The organism is Cellulophaga sp. L1A9 (assembly GCF_009797025.1).
GTDB lineage: Bacteria > Bacteroidota > Bacteroidia > Flavobacteriales > Flavobacteriaceae > Cellulophaga.
Map to the genome: position 1 here is coordinate 338,297 of NZ_CP047027.1, position 24,832 is coordinate 363,128.

Annotated in this window: 20 protein-coding genes and 2 tRNA genes; 4 read left to right on the plus strand and 18 right to left on the minus strand. The window is 34.1% G+C overall.

The window, feature by feature from the left end:
• Positions 1–32 precede the first annotated feature (32 nt).
• The 8 genes from GQR94_RS01470 to GQR94_RS01505 all read right to left on the minus strand — a co-directional run bounded on the left by GQR94_RS01470 (position 33) and on the right by GQR94_RS01505 (position 13,481).
• Positions 33–2,447, minus strand: coding sequence for a hypothetical protein (locus GQR94_RS01470; protein ID WP_158973668.1), 2,415 nt, complete (start codon positions 2,445–2,447; stop codon positions 33–35).
• Between the two features lie 85 nt (positions 2,448–2,532).
• The gene (locus GQR94_RS01475; protein ID WP_158973669.1) at positions 2,533–6,057 is read right to left on the minus strand and encodes a TonB-dependent receptor; all 3,525 of its coding nucleotides are present in this window, start codon (positions 6,055–6,057) and stop codon (positions 2,533–2,535) included.
• A gap of 101 nt (positions 6,058–6,158) precedes the next feature.
• Positions 6,159–7,322, minus strand: a complete 1,164-nt coding sequence (locus tag GQR94_RS01480; protein WP_158973670.1) for a FecR family protein — start codon at positions 7,320–7,322, stop codon at positions 6,159–6,161.
• Positions 7,323–7,477: 155 nt separating this feature from the next.
• On the minus strand, positions 7,478–8,074 hold the full coding sequence (locus GQR94_RS01485) for an RNA polymerase sigma factor (protein ID WP_158973671.1): 597 nt from the start codon (positions 8,072–8,074) through the stop codon (positions 7,478–7,480).
• Between the two features lie 461 nt (positions 8,075–8,535).
• Positions 8,536–9,564 (minus strand): UDP-glucose--hexose-1-phosphate uridylyltransferase, encoded by a 1,029-nt coding sequence (locus GQR94_RS01490; RefSeq protein WP_158973672.1) that lies wholly within the window; start codon positions 9,562–9,564, stop codon positions 8,536–8,538.
• A gap of 14 nt (positions 9,565–9,578) precedes the next feature.
• Entirely contained in the window at positions 9,579–10,727 is a 1,149-nt protein-coding gene (galK, locus tag GQR94_RS01495) for a galactokinase (RefSeq protein ID WP_158973673.1), read from the minus strand.
• A 5-nt stretch (positions 10,728–10,732) separates the two neighbouring features.
• A complete protein-coding gene (locus tag GQR94_RS01500; protein WP_199271516.1) occupies positions 10,733–12,379 on the minus strand; it encodes a solute:sodium symporter family transporter in 1,647 nt (548 codons plus the stop codon).
• A 103-nt stretch (positions 12,380–12,482) separates the two neighbouring features.
• Positions 12,483–13,481, minus strand: coding sequence for a GntR family transcriptional regulator (locus GQR94_RS01505; RefSeq protein ID WP_158973674.1), 999 nt, complete (start codon positions 13,479–13,481; stop codon positions 12,483–12,485).
• Positions 13,482–13,578: 97 nt separating this feature from the next.
• Between GQR94_RS01505 and galE the strand changes: the two genes are divergently transcribed.
• Positions 13,579–14,601, plus strand: a complete 1,023-nt coding sequence (gene galE, locus GQR94_RS01510; protein ID WP_158973675.1) for a UDP-glucose 4-epimerase GalE — start codon at positions 13,579–13,581, stop codon at positions 14,599–14,601.
• Between the two features lie 70 nt (positions 14,602–14,671).
• On the opposite strand, the gene GQR94_RS01515 is transcribed toward galE, so the two are convergent.
• From GQR94_RS01515 to GQR94_RS01545, 7 genes are all read right to left on the minus strand, one after another.
• Positions 14,672–15,568 (minus strand): IS3 family transposase, encoded by an 897-nt coding sequence (locus GQR94_RS01515; RefSeq protein WP_233268392.1) that lies wholly within the window; start codon positions 15,566–15,568, stop codon positions 14,672–14,674.
• Positions 15,568–15,879, minus strand: coding sequence for a transposase (locus GQR94_RS01520; RefSeq protein ID WP_158973676.1), 312 nt, complete (start codon positions 15,877–15,879; stop codon positions 15,568–15,570). Before GQR94_RS01520 ends, GQR94_RS01515 begins: the two co-directional genes overlap by 1 nt.
• 59 nt (positions 15,880–15,938) lie before the next feature.
• Positions 15,939–16,424 (minus strand): DUF6577 family protein, encoded by a 486-nt coding sequence (locus GQR94_RS01525; RefSeq protein ID WP_233268606.1) that lies wholly within the window; start codon positions 16,422–16,424, stop codon positions 15,939–15,941.
• Positions 16,425–16,929: 505 nt separating this feature from the next.
• Positions 16,930–17,011 (minus strand) — tRNA-Leu (locus GQR94_RS01530).
• A gap of 105 nt (positions 17,012–17,116) precedes the next feature.
• A complete protein-coding gene (locus GQR94_RS22890; RefSeq protein ID WP_158973677.1) occupies positions 17,117–17,362 on the minus strand; it encodes an ORF6N domain-containing protein in 246 nt (81 codons plus the stop codon).
• A gap of 139 nt (positions 17,363–17,501) precedes the next feature.
• Positions 17,502–18,737 carry a site-specific integrase gene (locus GQR94_RS01540; protein ID WP_158973678.1) on the minus strand — a complete coding sequence of 412 codons (1,236 nt, stop codon included), beginning with the start codon at positions 18,735–18,737 and terminating at the stop codon, positions 17,502–17,504.
• Positions 18,738–18,986: 249 nt separating this feature from the next.
• Positions 18,987–19,060, minus strand: a tRNA-Pro gene (locus GQR94_RS01545).
• 159 nt (positions 19,061–19,219) lie between these two features.
• On the opposite strand from GQR94_RS01545, the gene GQR94_RS01550 reads away from it, so the two are divergent.
• Genes GQR94_RS01550 through GQR94_RS01560 form a run of 3 tightly spaced genes read left to right on the plus strand, consistent with a single transcriptional unit; the run spans position 19,220 to position 22,648 of the window.
• Complete coding sequence (locus GQR94_RS01550) at positions 19,220–19,858, plus strand: GDSL-type esterase/lipase family protein (RefSeq protein ID WP_158973679.1); 639 nt, start codon at positions 19,220–19,222, stop codon at positions 19,856–19,858.
• Between the two features lie 18 nt (positions 19,859–19,876).
• Positions 19,877–21,493, plus strand: a complete 1,617-nt coding sequence (locus GQR94_RS01555) for a family 20 glycosylhydrolase (protein WP_158973680.1) — start codon at positions 19,877–19,879, stop codon at positions 21,491–21,493.
• Between the two features lie 27 nt (positions 21,494–21,520).
• Positions 21,521–22,648 (plus strand): lactonase family protein, encoded by a 1,128-nt coding sequence (locus GQR94_RS01560; protein ID WP_158973681.1) that lies wholly within the window; start codon positions 21,521–21,523, stop codon positions 22,646–22,648.
• On the opposite strand, the gene GQR94_RS01565 is transcribed toward GQR94_RS01560, so the two are convergent.
• From GQR94_RS01565 to GQR94_RS01575, 3 genes are all read right to left on the minus strand, one after another.
• Positions 22,649–23,047, minus strand: a complete 399-nt coding sequence (locus GQR94_RS01565; protein WP_158973682.1) for a response regulator — start codon at positions 23,045–23,047, stop codon at positions 22,649–22,651. It lies immediately after the preceding gene.
• Entirely contained in the window at positions 23,047–24,138 is a 1,092-nt protein-coding gene (locus GQR94_RS01570; protein ID WP_158973683.1) for an ATP-binding protein, read from the minus strand. The genes GQR94_RS01565 and GQR94_RS01570 overlap by 1 nt, the downstream gene beginning before the upstream one ends.
• A 253-nt stretch (positions 24,139–24,391) precedes the next feature.
• Positions 24,392–24,820, minus strand: a complete 429-nt coding sequence (locus GQR94_RS01575; RefSeq protein WP_158973684.1) for a DUF5606 domain-containing protein — start codon at positions 24,818–24,820, stop codon at positions 24,392–24,394.
• Positions 24,821–24,832: the final 12 nt, after the last annotated feature.

Consider the following 24,832-nt stretch of genomic DNA (forward strand, 5'->3'; position numbering starts at 1 on the left):
AAAATTTTATTAATTCTATACTACAGTAATTATTAGTTGGTATAATTCTCTTCGACATAAAACCAGTTAACCTTTTGTGTGCCAGTAGCTGAATTCCCTATTGTCATATGGACTTGATTGATAACGCCTGCATTTGAAGTAAATGCCATGTGAGATGCTTTACGCACACCATCTACGTCCACGTGATAGGTGTCTGTTTGTGGGTTCGCCTGAATTTCAATAAGATATTCGGTATTGGGTAAATATGCCCCTAAGTCAACAGCAGTGTTGCCGTTCCAACAACGAAGCTGACCATTAGCAGCAAAAGCAAATTGTACTTTTATATCCTCATTTTCTCTCAGCATATAAGCACCAGAACTATTGGTCTGTGAGGCTTTGGCCTTAAATGCGAACAACAAGGTATTTTCCAAATCCTTAAACTCTCTGGTTGCACTAACTAGAGCATTGCTGGAATTATCTACTAAATGAAGAAATCCGTTTTGTGCATACACTTCACCTGCTGTTTGAATAATTTCCATCCCAAGTGGAGCAGGTTTTGGATCTGTAACATTATAACGCGCAATCGCAGCATCGTCCTCATTGAATCTATGATCTACAACCCACCAAGAATATCTATCATTCGGCTTTAAATTTTTACCGATACTGCCAAAGTTGCCAGCCAAGGTCTTGATGTCTTGATAGGACGTCTCAATGCCTGCATTGTCTATTACAATTTGCTTAGCGTAAGAGTCGGTAATATAATTGTTGACTAAGTAATTTGGGGAATTGGTACCTGTACCATTAATGGTTCCCCATGTAAGTACCGCATTATTAGGAACATTGTCGTATGAGTTGTTCGAAATCATATAATTGAACGATTGATTGTCTAGATAGGTGCCCGCTCCATAGAGGTTGTCAGTAGTACCTCCTGGTGTCCCCCCTACAGGGTATATGGTTCTATCCAAATTTGAAAAATAGTTACCTTGAATAAGCCCACCCTTGCCATTGTCTACTGTATGGATTGCTGAAACATCACTCGCAGCATAACCTACCTTTTCAAATACATTATAGCTGATGGTAGGGCTTGTGTATGGGTTTCCTGGAACTTGCTGTGCTCCAAAGCCAGAATTTACAGCGAATACCTTCATATCTTCAAATTCATTATGTATGATGTTCATTCTTACTGGAGAAGTCCCCATCACACCACTGCCAGTATAGTCCGTTCCCATTTTATAGAAATAATTATTGGCAATTAATTCATCTTTGTTCGTATTTTCATTCAAATTCCAGCCATATCCTGCTGGGTGTTGGGCACCTACAACTATACCTGCGTCTGCTATTTGATAAAATAGATTTCCAAGAATCACATTCCTACGAGTGTTACCAAACATATTTATGCCATTGCCCCCAACATGTTGGATTTTACATCTTTCTATTTGAATATTATTGCAAGTGACTAGGGTGATTGCTCCCGGCACATATGTAAACACTGCGTTACCACCATCATCATAGTATTTATATAAACCTCCTTGAGAAGGCATATTTCCTTCAGAACTTGGTTTTAACCAGGTAGTATGAGAGATTTGAAGTCCAAACAAAGTAATGCTATTGGCATTGGTGGAGAATTTAAAGATGGTTTCTAAGTTGGGAGCAATCACTTGAGCACGACTCATGTTCTCACTATCCGTTTTTCTATAATACACCTTGTTTTCATCGGTATTCAAATACCACTCTCCGTCTTGGTCAATGAATTCAAAGGCGTTTTCATAAAAATAGCTGGTTCTACCTGATGGAGGATTATTCCAACCGAACATATTGTTTCTGTCTGGTTCTTGAGGCACAATGGTCGCAGTATTATCACTTACTGAGTAAGATCCTATTCGGTATCTCATCTGTAAGAAAGTCTTCATTTCAACAACTTCAACTTCATCTAAGTTGTTCCAATTGGCAATTTCTGAATCATTGACTGTTTCACTTCTATTTGACCACCCGATAGACTCATAATAATTACCTTGGTTGGGTGTTCTGGCTCTTGTTCTTTTGTTTCCTCCAACGTATAATTGCCGGAATGTAAAACCATTCGGCACACTTGAGCTCCAGATATCACCGCCTTCGTTGGTCCAATCTGTGACAAGCGTACCACCACTTATAATGGGCATTTCATCCGGGTAATTTCTGTAGATGACCCGAAATCCGTTTTTTCCTGAGTCTTGGCTTTTAAACTCCAGAAGGTTACTTACAAAATGAGTACCTCCTCTGAGGTAAACTTTTATGTCGCTGGTCATGCCATCATTGACCGTGGCTACCACTTGTTTTGCTTTCGCAATGGTCTTAAACGCACTACCTACTGAGGTACCGCCATTGCTGTCGTTTCCGTTGGTATAGTCCACATAATACGTTTGCGCTTGAGTTATAAACGATATTGACAAAGCAATCAATATAAAAAAAGGCTTTAATTTGTTGTTCATTTTTTTAATAATTCATAAGTGTTATTTAATAATATGTGGAGGAGCCATCGCATTGCAATCATGCCCCCCACCTAGGATATTCTGATTAAAACCCATATCTCAAACCTACAGTATAGATAGGTTCTAAACTAATCAATTGAAATGCTTCGCTTGGATTGTTTCTAAAGAAAGAACTCTGGTCCGCACCCGTTACATTTTGAATGGCAACAGAAAACTGCATGTCTTTTGTGATATTATAATTTCCTCGCAAATCTAACTGACCCCTACCCTCTGTATATTCAGGTAAAGCAGTTAAACCCTGACCTGAAAGAGTTCGTAAGAAATTACTTCTAATGTTATATGCAGCCCTTAAACCGAATTTATCGTTTTCAAAATAGGCCACAGTATTGAAATTATGCTTGGAAGTACCTGGGAACTGATCGTCGCTATTGATTTCGTCATCATCAAAACCTGCATCTACATAATTATAATTAGCCTGCACACCAAAGTTTTTGAAAGCATCTCCAATAATGTCCAACGGTTGGTTGATTCCCAATTCAAACCCAAAGACTTTGGCAGTACCTATATTTTGTGGCTGCGTCACCGTATAGGTCTGATTTTGAAAATCACTTAAAACCCCAGCATCTTCCAAGGCCGAAGTATCAAACCCGCCATCGGCAAGTACATCTTCAAAAGATACTTGTGATGTTACAGAACTGCCGATGTAATCGCTAATATTCTTATAGAATGCACTCACAAAAACGGCTCCTCCAAAATTATTGTACCATTCCAAAGTATTGTCTAACTGCCAAGAGGTAAAAGGCTTCAATTCCGTATTAGGTAAGGTTACCGCACCACTATTACCATCAAAAGTAGAATTAGAAGAATTGACGGCACTTAGAACACCTCCAGGGGCTAGTTCATTGAATTCAGGTCGAGACATTGTTTTTACTACGCTGAATCGGTAGTTTAAATTGGAATTCAGTCCAAAACTAAGATTTAAAGCAGGCAAGACATCCCAACGAGAGTCATTGACTTCTGCCTTTACCCTACCTAGGTTAATATCGCCTCCTACCTCTGCCCCTGGATCGGAAAGCGTAATCGTGGTAAATGCCTTACCAGTATACTCTGTACTTACGGCACGCATACCAACATTACCCGTTAAAGGCACTTTGCCTAAATCTACTTTAAAGTCTAATTGTGCATAGGTAGCGAATGTTAGCTCCTCTACTTGAAAAAGTGGTCCGTTCTGAATACGAAACCCATTATCAGTACCATTAGCAATGGCCTCACTCTCAATATCTGGCGCATCAAAGATATCTACATTACGTGCAAACAATGGGTTACTCCCAGGAGTATAATCAAAAAACTGGGAATAGCTATTTTCATAAGCATCAAAATTTAAGGTTGGCCAATAATCCATAAGCCCAAAGTTATTACCCGGAACAAAGTTTGCAATAGATCCACCGAAAGCGTCATCACCACTCAATGTAGGAATAGTACCATTATTCTGGTCTGCCAAATATGTGCTTAAATTTGCCCCGTTTCGTTGCACCGCAGCCACGAAAAGATCATTACGATTGGCTCTAATACCAAAATTCAATTTGAACGCATCCCCTAGTTCTTTAGATAAATCTAATCTAGAACCCATGGTATTCCCCCTTACAAAGCGGTTCCACTGATTCACAGGCGCGCCCACATCATTGCTCAGCAAAGAACCAAGCCATGCAGATTGGCCTGCTTGACCCAAAGTAAACTTAGGATATTCAGAACCATCAAACTGAAAAGGAGCATCAATAAAAATATTCGCTCCTAAGGAGCTTCTGGCACCAGCTTCTAAAATTTGGTTGTACTCTACTTCAGAAAGGGAAAAATCACCTTCGATTCTCCAGCCGTTTTTTTCCCAAGCCATATTAATCCCACTAGACCAAGTCGTATTTAAGTTATCAAACCATACATTCTGAAACAACATTTCAGCGCCTTCGGAAGCCAAACCAGTTGCAGAATCAAAAGCTCCGCTAGTATCATAACTCTGAAGAAAACCATCCACGATGTTCAGGTTTCCTGGAGTAAATACTTTTAGTGAAGAGATTACTCCATTAGCATTGTCGCCAGCCCCAGGTCTTATCAATGATCGCGTTGTGTAATTGTCTAATTTCGAATACTGAAAATCCGCCACCATAGAAAAGAAATCGTTAGGCTTCCATTCCAAGGCCGTTGAAAATGCTGTACGTTCTTGATTTTCTCTTATGGGATTATGCGTAACAATAGAGGGAGTTAATACATCTAAAAACTCCGTGTCACCTCCTGCTGAACCATCCCAAACACCATTACCATTGGTGTCTTCCTTCAAATTTCTATTCGTAATGTTAGAGAAAATTTGATCTCTGGACCTTTCGGAACTACTTCTCAAAAAAGATATATACGCACCAAAAGTATCATCATCTGTTTTTGCACCGAAAAGCGCACTTATTCTTGGGGTTGGTGTAGAAAAATTATCATGTTGTGAGTCTATTTCACCACGCACATTGACCATTCCGAAAAAATTGTTATCACCTTTATATGATGCCGATAAAGGTTTTAGAGTTTGGAAATTTACCAACCCGGCCAATCCAGGTTCAATAAGGTTTGCTTCCGAAGATTTATAGATGGTGGCTCCTTGAATAATTTCAGGAGGCAAGACATCTACATTAAACTGTCTATACCTACTAATACCCTCTACACCACCTGACAGTAATTGTCTATTATTTACAGTGAATTGTACAAATGCAGGCCCTATTCCTCTTACGGAAACCCTAGAACCCCCATCTTGTCCACCAGACTGATCTTCTTGAATTTGAACCCCTGGAACCCTACGAAGCGCATCACCCAAGTTTTCATCGGAAAAATTACCCATATCCTGAGGTGAAATGGCTTCTACTACACTGGCCGCATTTCTCTTCACGGCAATAGCACGTTGCTCAGCGCCCTTGAAACCTACAATAACCACTTCACCCAAAGCAGCTGATGATTCTTCCAGTGTTACTGAAATATCATTTTTCCCTTTCACTGTTACCTCTACATTTTTAAATCCTATATATGAGATTTGAAGGATAGCATCTTCATTGGATACTTCTATAGAAAATTTTCCGTCAAAATCTGATTGCACACCGTTTGCAGTACCTTTTTCAAGGATATTTGCGCCTGGAAGAGGCTGACCGTCATTATCTTTTACAACTCCGCTGATTACAAGATCTTGGGACTTAACTTTATTTTGAAAAATTTCAGGTTTCTTCTTTAAGATAATTGTATTATTTTTTGTTATTTCAAAAACAATATTCTTATTCAACAAAGCTTTTTCTATTAGCAATGAAGCTTTAATTTCTCCTTTTATTAACTGAATTTTTGGTGCATTTTCAAATAGTGATTTAGGGTAAGCAAAATTAAAATTAGTTTGTTGTTTAATAATCTTAAAAACCTTGTTCACCGTAACCAGTTCATTTTTTTCTATCACAACATTTTCTTGAGAAAAAGACTCTTTTGTTGTTAAACAAAATGCGGTTGTACACATAAAGAATAGCATGGCTCTCATAGCAATTAGTAAAAACCTCTTCCCTTTGGGAATACGGACATTAGTTGGTTTAATTTTCATAAATTCGTGTAGTTTTAGTTAGTTATTCGTTTAATTAGTTAAAGCACTTTGAGGTGAGCGAAGCTGACACGGCAAATGTTTACACTTCGTTCCCTCTTTTTTTATTCTAGAACTATTTTTTTATCATATATGTGAAAGTTTTTAATTATTTCAAAATTTTTAATTCCTAAAAGAATTTCTTCTATAGTTTGATTTTTTCTTAATATCCCGACGAATTTTTCATTCTTAATATCTTCATTTTTAAATTCTACTTCGACATCATACCAACGCGACAAAACCACCATTATCTCTTTTAGTGATTTATCATCAAAACTAAAAACACCATCTTTCCAAGATACCTCATTATACAAATCAACCTCTTTTACTAAAAAATAATTCGTTTTTTTATCTAAAAACAATTGTTGCCCTGGTATTAAATTTTGTTTTATGCCATCAAAAGTTATCTCTACCCTACCTTCGGTTAATGTTGTATAAATATTAGATTCATCCTTATATGATTTAATATTAAACTCAGTACCTAACACCTCTACTTCTTGCTCATTATTAAAAACTATAAATTTAGAGCCGTTATGATTTGTAGAAGGTGATACATCAAAATAGGCCTCTCCGTACAAAAGTTCTATTTTACGTGTTTTATTTTTCACAAAACTTACTGGATATTTAATTTGAGTATCTGAATTTAACCAAACTTGAGTACCATCTGATAATTTTAAGAAAAATTTACCCCCTCTTGGTATTGTTAAATAATTATAAATAACTTCTTTTGTATTTTGTTGATCCGAATCGTAAAAAATTTGAGATGTATTACTTGTGGCATTCTGGGATTGGTAGGTATTCTCACCTCCCAAAATAATTGCCGAGCCATCTTCTAGAGTTAAAGTGGCTTTATCTGACCCAACCTCTATAGCATTTTTAACTACGGTTATTGGCTCTACATCTTTAATTGAATTCCGTTGAAAAAAGTAACCCATACCAAGCGCAAAAAATACAACTACAGCCGCAGCATACCTCCAAAGTGTGAAACTCTTTGGAATTGGTGGTTGTTGTTCTCTATCATTGGTTACAATATAATTATATATACGATTTGCAGCTTCTTCGTCCATATCAGGATAACTCCCTAGTAGATTTGATATTTCTTCAACTGTTGGGAAATCAAAAAAATCTTTAGACTCTCTAAAGTAGCTAACAATTTTGTGCAACTCTTCTTTTGTGCATTCTCGCTTTATGTATTTAGCAAACAACTCTTTAATTTCAATCGGCTTCATAAATAAATATATACCTGTTCTATATAATACCCCTGAGTGTTCATTTAATACTATTAAAATTATATTTTTTTTATCAAAAAATTACGAATATGACAAAAATGTGATATCAAAAATATATATTTCGAGTATTAGCAGGGCTTAGAGAACCCTATAACTTATAGCCAGCCTTGATAAAAAAATAAAAAAATAAGCCCTATATCTTTATTTTTCAATATAATATCACGAAGAATTTCTAATGATTTACTCATTTGGTTTCGCACAGTACTAATTGAAATATTTAACTCCTCGGCTATCTCTTCATAGCTTTTATTCTCATTTCGAGACATTTCAAAAATTATTCGCCTTTTTGGAGAAAGCCGATCTAGTGCTTTTTGTTTTAACAAATCTAATTCTGACTCCCTAATATGAAGATCTGTAGGGTTAGAAAACTTTTGAGTTTTATAAAAAATCTCTTCACATAGTTTTTTGTTATTTGCAGCCTTTTTAAGAAATTTTATGCTATTATTTCGAGTAATTGTAAAAAGATAAGATTTAAAGGATAACTCAGAATTTAATGATGCTCTCTTAACCCACACTTTCATAAAAACATCTTGAACTATTTCTTCTGCATAGCTCTTTGAATGAACCATACTTAAACTATACTTATACAAGTCGTTACGATACCTATCAAAAAGTTTACGAAAGGCTTTATTATTGCCCTTGCTAAGCTCTTTGATTAAGAAATTTTCACTGTTATCTACCTTATGAAGCATTTTTTATAAAGTTGCAAAACCAAATTTAGTATTTTTACAGATTTAGGTTTTTTATTATATTAAAAATTTACAATTGACATATATAGCAAGATAAATAATTTCAGTGAAAACACAAATCATGCTTGCATTGGGTGCTTTTATCAATTAACATTCCCGATTCAGAATTACATCGTCACTATGACACAACAACAATTTTCAGCAATAATAATTAAGAAAGTTATAAAAAAGGAATGACTCCTTTTAAGAATAATGTTACTATATAAAACGATTACACCAGTCACTTTAACATAAAAAACTTTTCTAGTTCTATCATAAAATTAAATCTTTACTATTGTGCACCAAGCCCTCTATAATTTATGCTAAAAAGTTATTTAGAATCCGATTTTCCTATATCTGTCGCTTCTACTGATTTTAAACTTTAATTTGCTTTACAAAATACATCATTGTTCTAATAAAGTAGTTTAACTTTTGTTAATCAATATTTTTAACCTGGCGGCAGCTTGCTCTGCGGTTATGTCTCTTTGCGGCGAGCCAAACATTTCATAACCTACCATAAATTTCTTTACAGTAGCACTTCTAAGCAAAGGCGGGTAAAAACTCATATGCCAATGCCAATGATTATTATTCTCGTTATTAGTTGGTGCTTGATGAATTCCGCTCGAATACGGGAATGAACATTGAAATAATTTGTCATAAGCTGTAGTAATTACCGAGATAGCATCTGCAAAAGACAAACGTTCTACGTTTGAAAGCTCTGTGATATTTGTGTACTTAACCCTAGGGACAATCATAGTTTCAAACGGCCATACTGCCCAAAATGGCACTAATACCACAAAGTCATCATTTTCATAAATGATACGTTCGTTTGCTTCTAGTTCTTGATTTAAATAGTCCCCTAATAAGCTACTATTATTAGTGTTGTAATATTCTTTTTGATGCGTATTTTTTTTAACAACTTCATTAGGCAGTGCTGATTGACTCCATATTTGACCATGAGGGTGCGGGTTACTACAACCCATTACAGCTCCTTTGTTTTCAAATATTTGGACATAGTTAATCATTTCATTCTTTCCTAGAACATCATATTCTTCTTGCCACACTTTTACTACTTTACTAATCTCTTTAACACTCATGTCTGCGAGACTTTTTGAATGATCAGGACTAAAACAAATGACCTTACAAATACCTTGTTCACTTTCTGCTTTTAGCAGACCATTATCTACAGAAAATTGAGGCGCTGTTGTTTGTAGTGCACCAAAATCATTGGTGAATACAAAAACATCTTTATACTCCGGATTTTGCTCTCCGTTAATTCTTGTATTACCAGCACATAAATAACATTTTGGATCATGTGTTGGCCTTTTCTCATTAGAAGTCTCTTCCTCTTGTCCTTGCCATGGTCTTTTTGCTCTATGTGGTGAAACTAAAACCCATTCCCCAGTAAGAATATTAAAACGTTTATGTGAGAAGTCTTGTAAATTTGTATTCATTATATTCAATTTCTTTAATTAACTACTTGCGTTCCTTTAGATAGTTTTACACTGTAAACAGAGCATTTTTTGTTAAATTCTTCTTTGAATTTTTTTGAAATATCCCTCTTAAAACTTTTATACGCCTCTTTTTTAACTAAACTAATCGTGCAACCACCAAAGCCACCACCCATCATTCTAGAACCCAATACATTTGGATTTTGTTTTGCTCTTTCTACCAAAAAGTCTAATTCTACACAGCTTACTTTATAGTTTCTACTTAAGCCGTCATGAGATTGATAAAGTAAATTACCTAACATTTGTATATCATCTTTTATAATGGCTTCTGCGAATTGCTTTACACGATTATTTTCATTGAGCACATAAAGCGCCTTTTGGTACTCTTCTTTCGTGATATCAACTTTGATTTGGTCAAGGTCTTCTTTAGAAGCATCTCGTAAGGCATCAATATGTAATAGTCTAGAAATTTTTTCGCATACTGCACGCCGATCATTATAAGCGCTCTCAGACAAATCATGCTTCACATTCGTATTGATAAGCATCAATTTATATTCCTTAAAATCTATTTTATAAGCTTTAGATTTAATTGTTCTACAGTCCAATAACAATGCACTATTTTTTTTACCAAACATACTTGCGTACTGATCCATGATACCGCATTTTACGCCTGCAAAATTGTGTTCCGCTTTTTGAGAGACTAAAATCATTTCATTTTTAGATAAACCCAAATCAAATAATGTATTGAGACCAAATACAAAACTATTCTCTAATGCTGCGGAAGAAGACATGCCAGCTCCACCAGGAATATCACCTGCAAAAACACTATTAAAATCACCAACGTGTTTGTCAATTTTTTGCAATTCTGAAACAACACCTAACACGTAATTTCGCCATCCTCCATCTTTTAAAGGTTCAATGTTTTCTACTTTAAATTCATAAAGTTCTTCCTTATTTAAAGCATAGGTGTTACTAACCTTTGCATCACTCCTACCTATCGCTAAAGCAATACCTTTATTAATAGCTGCGGGAAATACAAAACCCTCATTATAATCTGTATGTTCACCAATAAGATTTATTCTTCCTGGTGAAAAGACAATTAGTGGTTTAGTTTTAAATTGTTTTTTAAAACTTTTCTTTACTTCTTTAATTAGTTTTTTATTCATAATAATTACGCAAAATAAATATAGACACTTAGTACAATCACACAGATGGCAATACCTGTTTGTTTAGTATATTTCCAAGGGGTAACATCTACTTGTTTTGTATATTCCTGTACAAAGGCTTCTTTTCTTGGTTTTACCATCCCAATAGCCAACATTATAGCCACATTTAGTACAAATAAAATAGCCATCACATCCAAGAAATGAGGATAGGCTTGTGTTTCAGTAAGTGCTAAAGTAGCTTCGTCTGTAATACCCGAAGCTGCTGCTTTTGCAAGCGCTTTATTAATAAAATAAGGTTGTAATATAAATTGGCTGAGAATATACAACGAACAACCAGAAATTAATCCGATTTTAGCAGCAATAGCAGGTACATATTTAGTGGAATAGCCTACAATAATAATTGTTAAAATAGGAATACTATAAATACCATTAATCTCTTGAAGATAAGCAAATAAGCTTCCAGCATTTGCTATAAGAGGTGCAATAAACATAGATATAATGGCCAAAACAACGCCAAAAAATTTACCATACATTACCACTTTTTTCTCTCCCGCTTCTTTATTAATATGTTGCTTGTATATATCTATACCAAATAAAGTTACTGAACTGTTTAAAACACTATTAAAAGAACTTAAGATAGCTCCAAATAATACCGCGGCAAAGAAACCAACCCATGCACTTGGCAATACTTTTTTTACAAGCATTGGGTATGCACTATCTGCACTATCTAAATTTCCTTGAAATAAATGAAAAGCAATTAAACCAGGTAAGACCACAATTAAAGGACCTAGTATTTTTATAAAAGATGCTAGTAATAATCCTTTTTGCCCTTCTTTTAAATTTTTAGCTCCTAATGCCCTTTGAATAATCTGTTGGTTAGTTCCCCAATAAAATAATTGAACCAACATCATTCCCGTAAAAATGGTGTGAAACGGCACAGGGTCTGAAGGCCCGCCAAGGGATTTAAATTTCTCAGGGTTTTCAGTAGTTAGTATAGAAAGACCATCTAATATACTTCCGTCACCAATCATCATCAATCCAAATATTGGAATTAGAATTCCGCCAATCAACAGCCCTATTGCATTTATAGAATCAGATACAGCAACTGCTTTTAAACCCCCAAAAACAGCGTATATAGACCCAATAATTCCTATGCCCCAGACACATATCCAAATAGACTGTATGTGTGTTACGCCTAATAGCGTAGGTATATCAAACATACCACTAATAGCCAAAGACCCTGAATATAAAATCACAGGTAACAATACCACTACATAGCCAGAAAGAAATAAAACTGAAGTTAATGTTTTAGTAGTAACATCAAATCTTTTAGCTAAAAACCCAGGTACTGTTGTTAAACCTCCTTTTAAATATCTTGGTAATAAAAACATTGCTGTAACTACCATAGCTAATGCAGCTAGCGTTTCCCAAACCATTACTGATAAGCCACTTTCGTATGCAGAGCCATTTAACCCTACTATTTGTTCTGTGGACAAGTTTGTAAGTAATAAAGAACCGGCAATAACTCCAGCGGTTAAGCTGCGACCGCCAAGAAAGTAACCATCAGAAGATGATTCTTTAACATTTCTAGTTTTTAAATATGATATTAAGGCTACAATTAAAGTAAAACCAATGAACGCTAAGAATTGCATAATTTATAAGTTTGGTAATAGTTAATATTTAATCATCTCATTAAATCGAACTTTGTAAGCAGATTTAAATGCTATTAATTTTTATGACACTTTTTTGAAAATTTTATAAGGAATTTCTAATGATAAGCTTATTAGGGTTTTCTATTTGAACATGCTCGTTTCCTATAATAATTTCTGCTAAACGCGCTCCCATAACTTCAAAATCGGTTGAAATAACAGTAATTCCGCCAGAAACTATTTCCTTTAACAAGGTGTCGTTGTACGAAATAACACCAATATCTTCAGCCAACAATAAGTTCTCCTCCTTCATACTTTTTATAAGCCTTAAGAGATTTTCATCATCTAATAGCAAATAGGCATCTCCCTTTTCCAGTCTTCTGCCTTTTATAGAAGACACCACCTCATTAGCTATAGCATATTCTTTACAAAATAACTCAAACCCTATTCTAATACCTTTTGGCTGTTTCTCAGGTGGAAACACCAAGATTAGCTTAGCATATTTCTGCAATAGAGACAAACTATCTTTAAGCCCATTAAATATATTTTTCTGAAAGTTTTGATAAATAGATGGGTATTCGGAAAGTTCTTCGTTCGTTTGGTCTAGTATGTAAACTTTATCTTTTGGTAATCTATCAATAACCTCCGCTGCACCTTCGAGGTTAGCAGGCATAATTACATAAGAACTGTAACTACCAACATTGTCATAGATTAGCTTGCGAAAGACATCATGGTTAAAGTGATGAAAGAATATATCTACTTGAACATTTTCCCCTAAACTGGAAAGAAAAGACTTGTACAAATCTTCCTTAAAAGAATTAAGCTCATCAAACATTAAGAATATTTTCTGTATTACTCCTATTTCTTCACTTACTATATAATAACCCTTTCCGACAATAGATTTAGCTATCCCTCGCGTTTTTAATTCATTAAACGCCATTAAAACAGTATCTCGTGAAAGATCATATTCATTTTTAACGCTATTTAAAGAAGGTAGCTTATCCCCTTTCTTTAAAGATCCATTACTAATAGCTTCTTCTATGGATACAACAATCTGTTTATATTTTGGAATACTAGAGTTTCCTTCAACTTTTACAATTTCCATATGACAAATATAAAAATATTTTTCAACCATACAACTAGTAGGTACTAGTATGTTTTTATAGTAAATTTTATATATTTGCTTAAAATTGATTAGAAAGATGAAAAATAAAGTTATAGTAACTGGTGGATGTGGATATATTGGTTCACATACCGTTGTTGAATTAATAGAAAATAATTTTGAAGTCGTAATAATTGACGACCTTTCTAACTCATCAAAAAAAACAGTTGAAAGAATACATGATATCACAGGTGTACTTCCTAATTTTATTAATGTAGACTTAAAAAATGAACTAGAAACGAATACTGTTTTTAAAAAACACAAAGATGCACAACTGGTTATTCATTTTGCAGCTCATAAAGCAGTAGGCGAATCTGTAGCAGAACCTCTAAAATACTATCAAAATAACCTTTATTCATTATTAAATACCATAAGCGCGCAAAGCCAAAATGGTATTAACAATTTTATATTTTCTTCGTCTGCAACGGTTTATGGCTTACCGGAAACATTACCTATTACAGAAAAAACTAAAACCCAACGGCCATTTTCTCCATATGGAAACACAAAAAAAATGGCAGAAGAGATTTTAGATGATCTCACTAAGTCAAATCATGAGTTTTCAGCAATTTCACTGCGCTATTTTAACCCTATAGGGGCGCATGAATCTGGTCTCTTAGGAGAATTACCCAATGGTATTCCCAATAATTTAATGCCTTACATTACCCAAGCAGCGAATGGAAACATAGAGAAATTAATGGTTTACGGCAATGATTACCCCACTAAAGATGGTACACCAATACGAGATTATATTCATGTGGTAGATTTAGCAAAAGCACATGTAATTGCAGTTAAGAGATTGCTAAATAAAGAACATGAAAAACCATTAGAATTTTTTAACCTAGGTACAGGAATAGGTTATTCTGTTATGGATGTAATTAATTGTTTTGAAAACACCACAGGGGTTAAACTTAACTATGAATTTACTGAACGTAGAGCGGGTGATGTTCCGCAATTATATGCAGCTACAACTTTAGCTCAAGAAAAATTAGGTTGGACTGCAGAAAAAGGGCTCCATGAAATGATAAAATCTTCATGGGATTGGGAAAATAATATAAATAACTAATTAAATCTATTTGCAAAAACTGTTTTGACCCCTATAAAACAAGAGTAATCTTTTAAATTTCGATTATAGCTTAAGCTGTTATTTTTTTCATTAGAATTAGGTGTTTATCAGCGTTCCATTTTTCCATTGGTGTAATACGCCCTAAGAGCCCATGTAACCTAGTATTGTTGTAAAAAGTCACATACCTTTTTAAGATTTGTTCAATTTGCCCAAAACATGTGTAATCCACTCTTTTAAAAATTTCTTTTTTTAGTATTCCATGATAGGCTTCTATATGCGCATTTTCTTCTGGTGTGGCTATATGTGTAAATTCTTGCTGAACCCCAATTAGTCCAAGGTATTCACGTACATTATTTGCAATAAACTGACTACCGTTGTCACTTCTAATAACAACGTTATCAGGGTATTGGTATTCTGCAAACAACTCTGATAAAAACGCTATCACCTTATCCTGTTTAATAGAAAAAGAAAAATAGTCTTTTAATATTCTACGAGTATGTACGTCTATGATGGATAATAAATAAGCGTTTTTACCCACATTAGGAATCCATACCATCTTTATATCCATCTCTAAACATTCCATTGGTCTTGAGGTATTTACTTTTCTGAATTTTACAAATTTACGCCCAGAACCACTCCTGTTTATCCGATTCTCTAGTTTTAGCATTCCCTGTTCTTTCATAATTCTGTAGAGCTTTTTATGATTAATCAGGTATGCTTCTTTTTTTAAGTAAGAAGTCATTAATCGGTAACCACAATCTATAAATTCATGACTTAAAATCTCTTTTATAGAAGCAATAACAGCGTCTTGATTAACCCAACCTCTAGATTTATGATAGGTGAGTTTACTAGGAGTATTACCCTTTTTACCAAAACTGGGAGTACGGTAATAGCTACTATGAACCATCCCTACCATATTAATTATGTTGGTTTTACTAATTTTATGCTTGCTATAAACAGCATTCACTAAATCTTTCTTGGATCGGACGTTCCAAACTTTTTTTTTAAAAGTTCTCGTTGTACTTCTAATTCAATTTCCTTATTGCTTAGAAGCTTACGTAGTATTCGGTTTTCTTCTTCTGCCTGCTTGTGTTCTTTACTTTTAGTATCATAGATGACTTTTAAGCCTGCTTCTCCTTGACTCTCATGTTTCTTCTTCCAACTATAAAAAGTACCTGTACTAACTCCGTATTTACGACAGGCTTCTATGATGCCGATCTCTTCTGAACTAGAGAGAATTTCTAACTTCTGATCTAAGGTCCATTTCTTGTATTTCATATCTCAAATATATTAAGTTTGAAATTTAAAAGATCACTCCGAACTTATTAGGGGCTAAACTATTTGATAACAACTGGTACATTACTTTCTGAAATGTAAAACTGGATTTCCTTTTCATCGGGATTAAGAAAAAAATCCATTCGCATAGTATCATTGAGATAGTAATAAAGGGAATCGGCAAACTCTTTTTCTACTTCGACTAGAATCATTTGATTGGATGTCTGGTGCTGAGAAAACTCGTTTAGCCATTGGGTTTCCCATATAGCATATTTAATATCCTCAAAACGTTCGGTAGTTTTACGAGCTATCTTTAGCACGTTATTAGACAGTATTGGTTTATACTTGGGTTTATAGGATATTACATAAAGTCCACGCCCAATAGTTTTGATAATATCCTTTTTCTTAAGGTCATAAATTCGCCAACTAAAAGTACTTTCTTTTAAGTCTGGTTCATATTCCAGATAGAATTGAAATAGCTCGTCCCTATCGAAGAAACTTCGTTCCTTAAATGCTTCTATAATCCTATTTTCTATAATTTTTGGCATATACTCTTTATCAAAACTTTGCCAAATATACAAAAAAGTGGTAAATATTTGAAAACTAATTATTACCACTATATCATTATAGTGGTAATAATTTGACTCTATAAACTCTTATATAAAAGGAATAAATTATATGCAAAGGCCTATTATTCATTACAAGTAGTGTCTGAAGCGGACTCTACTTTAAAGGTGTAGATGAGAAATGAAGTGTTGCTCTCTTTTTTTGGTAGGGTTAGCTTAATGAAAATCGGAAGCTTTGAAGTTGTGCCCATGACCTTTCAATGAAGATTTTTCCACGGAATGAATGGGAATGGGCTGAATGAGCTATGAAATCTTGAATTCTATGAATCCAACAAATAAAAAATAGAATATAATGTGATTTGCTTTTAAACGATATAGAATTGAATGTTAGTAAAAAAATAACAAAATGTTTTACATATGTTGTACCTGACCTTTTTTCGGTTCGATTTCAAACAAAAAAAAGCCGAAGATTTCTCTTCTGCTCTTGTACAGATGGGGAGACTCGAACTCCCACACCTTACGGCACCAGATCCTAAGTGTGGCGTGTCTACCAATTCCACCACACCAGCATTTCAAAATTTTTTTCGACTTTTACTTGTCTAAGCCCTATTTCTATCTTCTTTTCGAGTTGCTCTATTTCATCCTTTAAGTTACCATCGTCGGTTAGATGCCGTCTAAGTAAAACAAAGACTCGCATTATAGAAATTAGCCTTGTCACTATTGAGAACGCTAGAAATCATTGCTACTCCTTGTTCCGTAAAAGTAAAAGGAGTAGTTGGACTAAATTTAACCTTCTCGGGTAGCTTATCACAATTTGTGATAAGCTCTTTCCAGACCTCTTTAGACAATTGAAACCTAAAGTCTTCCGGAAATCTCTTAAGGTTCCTTCTTACAGCTTGTCTTAACACCTTATTTTCCAATTTATTAAGGACCGATTAGTCAAAATAAAGAATTTCTTTGTTTTCTTGAATAGTGTGGATCTTAGATTTAATTATTGAAAATTCTATATGTTGATTTTTAAAGGATAGTGTTCTAATAGGTTTTTTAAGTCAGTTGGCATTAAGTCAGTTGGCATTCAATAGTATTAAAATGCTTCCTTAAGCGATGCATATCGTCACTCACCTTGCGCTCAATAACCTTTGCATAAATTTGAGTAGTAGCTATCTTTGAATGTCCCAATAATTTTGAAACGGTTTCTATAGGCATCCCGTTACTTAGGGTGACCGTTGTGGCAAAAGTATGTCTAGCTATATGAAACGTGAGATTCTTTTCTATACCGCACACGTCTGCTATTTCCTTTAAATAAGAATTCAATTTCTGGTTCGATATTTTGGGAAATACCCTGCCTTGTAAAATCGCTTTTTGGTTATCCTTATACTTCTCTATGATATCCAAAGCTTTTGGCAATAAAGGAATATGAATAGGCTTCGTTGTTTTTTCTCGTTTATAATAAATCCATAGTTCCCCATCAATACGAATATTCTCCGCGCTAAGATTGATAGCATCGATATAACTCAAACTCGTATAGCAACTAAAGACAAACAAATCCCTTACTAGTTGCAATCTAGGAATAGTGAAATTCTTTTTTTCTATTTCCTGAAGCTCTAATAGACTTAAAAAGCCACGTTCAGTCTTAATTCGTTTCGCCTTAAAATTAATGAAAGGGTCGCGTTCCATCCATCCCAATTTACGCGATAGGTTAATTAGTTTTCTAAAGCGTTCTATATGCTTCATAACTGTATTGTTTCCCATGCGCCTTTGATTATCTTGGGGAATATAGCCTCTCAAAAACTTCTCAAACTTTATGATAAAGTCATAATCCAGTTCCCTCAACTGTATATCTGGACTCTTGTAAGCTTTTGAGAGAAACCTAGAAATATAGCGCTGTGTTGTAAAATAGTTCTTTTGAGTTCCCCATTTTAACTTGCCCTTCATATCCTCATTATGATAGCTAATGATGTCCAAGATCGAACGGTTAATTGCATCCAAACCAAGAAACCTTGCTTTAATCGACCGCGCAGTTATCTGTTTATGTTCTGACTTTAAGTCTTGATACGCTTGAAATAACTGATTATAAGTTTCGTCTAGATACGCATTAAGGATACGTGATTTTTGCCCGGTGCCCTTTGCCCTATTTCTGTCACTATCCCAGTCGGTTATTAAAACTTTGCGATTTAAACTGATGGCAGCCCTTTTTCCGTTTACGGTAATCCGTGCGTAAAGAGATGCCTCACTGTTCTTTGTTCTGGATAAGTTTACCCAAAACAGAATACTGAATGAAGAAGATGTTTTCATAATTTCGTCTTTTTGTTAACATTAAATGTTGTTATCAGACGAAAGTCAAATCACTTAAAGATACATTTATTTAGCCTACACAGAGGAATTTTAACAATTCGGTCAACACTTTTTAAAAAATTAATTTGTTAACCGAATTGTTGACATGTTCTTTGGATATAATTGTTTTTTTTTGATATCCCTAAAAACATAAAAACCTGTTAATCATAAGATTAACAGGTTTTTAGTATAGATTGATATCTAATTTCGTCGGGATGACAGGATTTGAACCTGCGACCACACGACCCCCAGCCGTGTACGCTACCGGACTGCGCTACATCCCGATTAAATTAAGCTTCAAATATATACAATACTACCGCTAAAAAAAAAGATTTTACCCAATGAATCCTTCAGTAATTGAATATAAAAAATCCCTCTCATAAAGTATTTAAAATTGAAGGTTTAGCAGATAAAAGCTATCTTAGAAGCTTAAAGTATTCAACGTGAAATTTTTAATCTTATTTTTAGTTCCCCTTTACTGCTTAGCACAACCGAATGAATTTTTCAAGGATGAAGTATCTTCAATTACCAGAAAATACGATTCTTTATGGGATTCCTCTAAAGAAACGATAGTATTTACAGGGAGTTCTAGTGTTCGGATGTGGAAATCCTTAAATCAATATTTCCCTGAACATCAAATCCTAAACACAGGGTTTGGAGGATCTCAAACTATTGATTTATTAGGATACACAGAAGAGCTTATTTTAATGTATCAACCAAAAAAAGTATTTATCTACGAAGGAGATAATGATATTTCGTCTAAAAAAAGGCATAAAGAAATTCTTCATACTTTTTCTAAAGTAATTCAAAAAATAAAAAAGAATGATAGCACCACAAAAGTGGTTATTATATCGGCTAAACCAAGTATCTCTAGGTGGAAACACAAAGGAAAATACAAACGTTTAAACAGAAAACTAAAACGCTTTTGTGAAGGAAATGACAACCTAGAATTTGCGAACGTATGGGATATTATGCTCGATAGAAAAAAAATAAAATCGGATCTTTTTATAAGTGATGGCTTACATATGAATGAAAAAGGATATCAACTTTGGCATTCTATTATTAAAGATTACATTGATTAACACGCTAGTTTTGTATCTATGAAAAAAAAGATTTTTGCTTTAAAAATAGCTTTATTCGCTTTAGCGATAGTTTCCGTTTCATGTGCCGAAAAAAAGAAGAAAGTTGTGCTCGTATTTCCTGAAACAAACTTAGCTGCAGAAAATATTATTCCGAAGCCTTCTAAAGTTATTGCTACAAATTCTGCCTTTGGTTTGGATCAAAACACGATAATTTACACTTCGCAAGCATTTAATGGATATACTGAAGTAGGAAAATTTCTATCTGACAAGATTGAAGAAGTTACTGCATTAAAAGTTCCTGTAAATACGACAGAGCGAGAAACTGCAGATCGTATTATTTACATCAATCAATCTGACAGTCTGGAGCTAGAAACAAAAGAATCCTATCAGTTATACATTTCAAAAGATTCTATCATCATCAATTCTAAGACTGCTGAAGGCGCTTTTAGAGGAGTACAGACACTAAGACAGATTATCCCAGAAAAAAGCAATGACACCATCACAGATCACGCTATGTGGCTAATTCCAACTGGAAAGATAATAGACAGTCCTAATTTTGAATACCGAGGTGCCATGCTAGATGTTGCTAGACATTTTTTTAGCGTTACCGATGTAAAAAAATATATAGACCTATTGGCCTACTATAAAATTAACAAATTACACCTACACCTTACCGATGATCAAGGGTGGCGTATTGAAATAAAATCTTGGCCAAAATTGACTACTGTTTCTGGTGCCACAGAAGTAGGTGGTGGTAAAGGAGGCTTTTACACGCAAGAGGACTATAGTGACATTGTTGCTTATGCCTCTAAACACCACATGACTATTATTCCTGAAGTAGATATGCCGGGGCATACCAATGCAGCTTCTGTTGCCTATCCAATTCTTAATGGAAATGGAAAAACAATGAAACCTTATACGGGAACACATGTTGGCTTTAGTACGTTTGACGCGCATAAGGATACCGTTTACGCCTTTATTGATGATGTTGTTCGCGAAATAGCAGCACTTTCACCTGGACCTTATTTTCATATAGGAGGAGATGAAAGCCATGTAACAAAGAAGAATGATTATATTTATTTTGTAAATCGTGTAGAAAAAATTGTTCAAAAACATGGGAAGCAAATGATTGGTTGGGATGAAATTATGCAAGCGGATGTAAATAGCACAAGTATTGCGCAACATTGGAATACAAAGAAAAATGCACTTGACGCAGCTGTAAGAGGATCAAAAATAATTATGTCTCCAGCTACTAAATCCTATTTAGATATGAAATATGATGACGCGTCTATTCACGGGTTAGACTGGGCTGCACTCATTCCTGTTGATACTGCTTACAACTGGTCTCCTACCACCTATATTGAAGAACTAAAAAAAGAAAATATTTTAGGAATAGAAGCACCACTTTGGTCTGAAACAATATCTAACATGTCTGAACTAGAATACTTGGCATTTCCAAGAATTATAGGATACGCAGAACTTGGCTGGTCTACCGATGAGAATAGAAATTGGGAAGATTTTAAAACTAGATTAGCCAACCAAACGCCTTATCTAAACAGAATGAAAGTAAATTACTATCCGTCTGCATTGATTGATTGGAAGACAGCTCCTTCAAAAACCATTCTAAAAAACTAAATAACGGCACAACCACAAACCAACTCAATGAAGTATTCTATCCTTTTTTTAGTATTAATTATGCTTACAAACTGTAAAACGGAAATAAAACCTGTAAAAGAAGCTCCTGAGAATAATGAAGAACCGGTATCTTCTTTTTACGTGGGCACCTATACCGATAAAGAAAGTAAAGGTATTTATAAATATAGCTTAACATCTGAAGGAAAATTAAATAAAATTGGATTAGCAGCAGAAGCTAAAAATCCATCGTTCTTAGCTTTTAGTCCTGACAAAAAATTTCTTTTAGTCGTAAATGAAGTGGAAGAAAAAAACATGGGTTTTGTAAGTTCTTATCAAATTGAGAAAGATACTTTACTTTTCAAGAACATGAGTTCTTCGGGTGGCGCACATCCTTGTCATATCAACATTAATAATGATGGATATGTTTTAGCTGCAAATTACAGCGGTGGCTCTGTGGGCCTATTAAAAATTGATTCTTCGGGGAATTTATCAAACCTATTAGATCTCCAACAACATACAGGAAAAGGCACTACAGAAAGGCAAGAAGCACCACACGCACATTCCTCTTGGTTTGTCAACGATATTATAATTTCAGCAGATCTAGGAACTAATGAGCTTTGGTTCTCAACCATTAATACAACAACAAATACACTAGATACGATACCCCCATTTAGGTTGCCAATGGCAGAAGGTGCAGGACCAAGACATTTGGCATTTCACCCAAACAAAAACGTTCTATATGTTTTAAATGAGCTAGACAATACAATTACTAGCGTTACAAAAACAGCAGAGGGCAACTATCAAAAAAAGCAAACCATTTCTTCTATTCCAGATGATTTTAAAGAGCCTACTAAAAGTGCAGACATTCATATCTCTAAGGATGGGAAATTCATTTACGCTACAAACCGAGGCCATAATAGTATCGCCATTTTAAGTGTAAATGAGGATAATGGCGATTTAAATTTAGTAGGATACGAATCTTGTCGAGGTAAAAATCCACGAAATTTCTCGCTGTCTCCGGATAATGATTTTCTAGTAGTAGCAAATCAAGATACAAACAATTTAGTTTCCTACAAGAGAAATACTGAAACAGGATTATTAACGTTCGTTGCTGAAATAGAAGCTCCTACTCCCGTTTGTATTGCTTTTCAATAATTACGTCAAGCTTTTATTCATCGTTAATAGAATGTTCTGAATGTTTTCATAACTCAATGGTTTTTCTAGATAAGCTATTACATTTTTGTATTTCGCAGCTTTTTCCTTATCTGCCAGCCTACCAGAAGAGGTTAACATGGCTATAGGAATATCCTGATAAATACTTTTTATAGATAACTCTTCTAAAAACTCGAAGCCATCCATGACCGGCATATTTACGTCTAGAATTATTAAACTTGGTGTATTATCTTTAAGATAATCCAAAGCTAATTGTCCGTCTATTACCGCTTCTATATTCTCAAAACCTTGATTTTTTAACTTTGTGGTTGTAATGTAATTGGTAATTTCATCATCATCTACCAATAGTATTTTAAAATTGCTACTAGAATTATTTTTCATTAAAATATAATTTTAAATTGTGTTCCTTTATTTAATTCACTTTTAGTGGTAATCTCACCCCCATTATTAGTGATAATAGAATTGGTTATATAAAGTCCTACCCCAAGACCCTCAACATGGGAATGCATGCGTTTAAAAAGTCCGAATATTTTTTCTGGGTCGGTATCTTTATCAAACCCAATTCCGTTGTCTTTAATTGTTAGTACTGTTTTACCGTCTATAATGCTCGTTTTGATAATTATAACTGGTTTTCTATTTGGGTTTCTGTATTTAATGGAATTAGAAATCAAGTTTTGCAAAATACTTTCTATTTGTTTTAAATTATAAATTATGGATGGTGCGCGTACAAAATCTTCTTTTATAATAGTTCTACTTTGTACTATCTCTTCCGAATTGTCAACCTTTACTTTGCCTATAATACTGGAAAAATTAACAACTTCCTTTTTATCTTCCATATTAGTTTTTAAAGCTATTACGGAGTTTAAAGCTCTTAACTTATTGCACATTTGCATTGCTACTTCTTGTACTTTCTCAAAAACAGGTAAACCTTCTTGTGAAATTGCATTTTCGCTTTGCAACATATCTAATAAACTATGTATATTAGTAAGTGGTGATCTTAAATCATGCGCTGCTACATAAGAAAACTCCTCTAATTCCTGATTTTTACGTTTTAGGTTATCGTTTACCGTCTGTAAATTAAGTTTTGTAGCCTTTAATTGATCAATGTTGCTGGTTAAGCTTGTAACATCTAGGGTACTCATTCCAAGATAATCGCCTATTTTAAAAGCTTTGATCATAAATTTCAACATTCCTTTGTCAGTGTGAAACGTTAATTCATCAAACCCCATAGCTTCACCTGTAAGCAAAACATCTTTATACATTTGATACCGCTCTGTATCCTTTAAATATGGAAAAAAATCTAATAAATTTCTACCTATAAAATCTTCTCTTTTTATTTTAATTGCCTTTAGACCGGCTTCGTTGACATCAACAAAATTTAAATCTTTGTTTAAAATAACAAATGGTGAGTATGCCATGTTAAAAAAAGCGCTTCTTATTTCCTTATTATATTCTCCTTCTATTGCTACCATGACATTTCTTTTTGATTTAGGCTAAATCAATATTATGGTTCAAATTTGATGTTTTAAAACGAAAATTTAAGAGCAGTATCTTTAACTGCTTTTTATCTATAGGTGAATGAACATAAACTGTCGATGAAGGAAATATAAACTACAATTTTCTTAAAAAAATCTAAGGCTATATAAACAAAAAAGGCAAAAAATATGAAAACTCATATTTTTTGCCTTTCTCAAATATCTGATACTAAGGAGTGTAAATCTAGATTTACTCTTCTTCTTTTACTTCTTCTTTAGTTTCTTCTTTTGCTTCAAAATCTGCTATTCCTTGCTCTTGAAGCATATTATACCATTGAATAACTTTCTTAATGTCACTGGCATATACTCTATCTTCATCATAATTAGGAAGTATTTCAAAAAAGTACTCTTCTAATTTTAACTTATCATCTTTGTGAGAAACCGGAGTTTTCTCCCCATTTTCTTTTTCTTGAATTTTTCTGAACACTTCTCGAAGCGGAATTTCTGCATCTAGTGTGTAAATCGCGATTTCCGAAAGAACACTTACATTGTTCTTAAAACCAACGGTTATTTTTTTACCATCTAATAATGATTCTGCTACAAAACCAGCTCTAGTCTGTGTTAATAATTTAAACAAACCTGGTTTTCCTCCTATGGATAAAATTTTATCTAAACTCATGTATTATTTTAA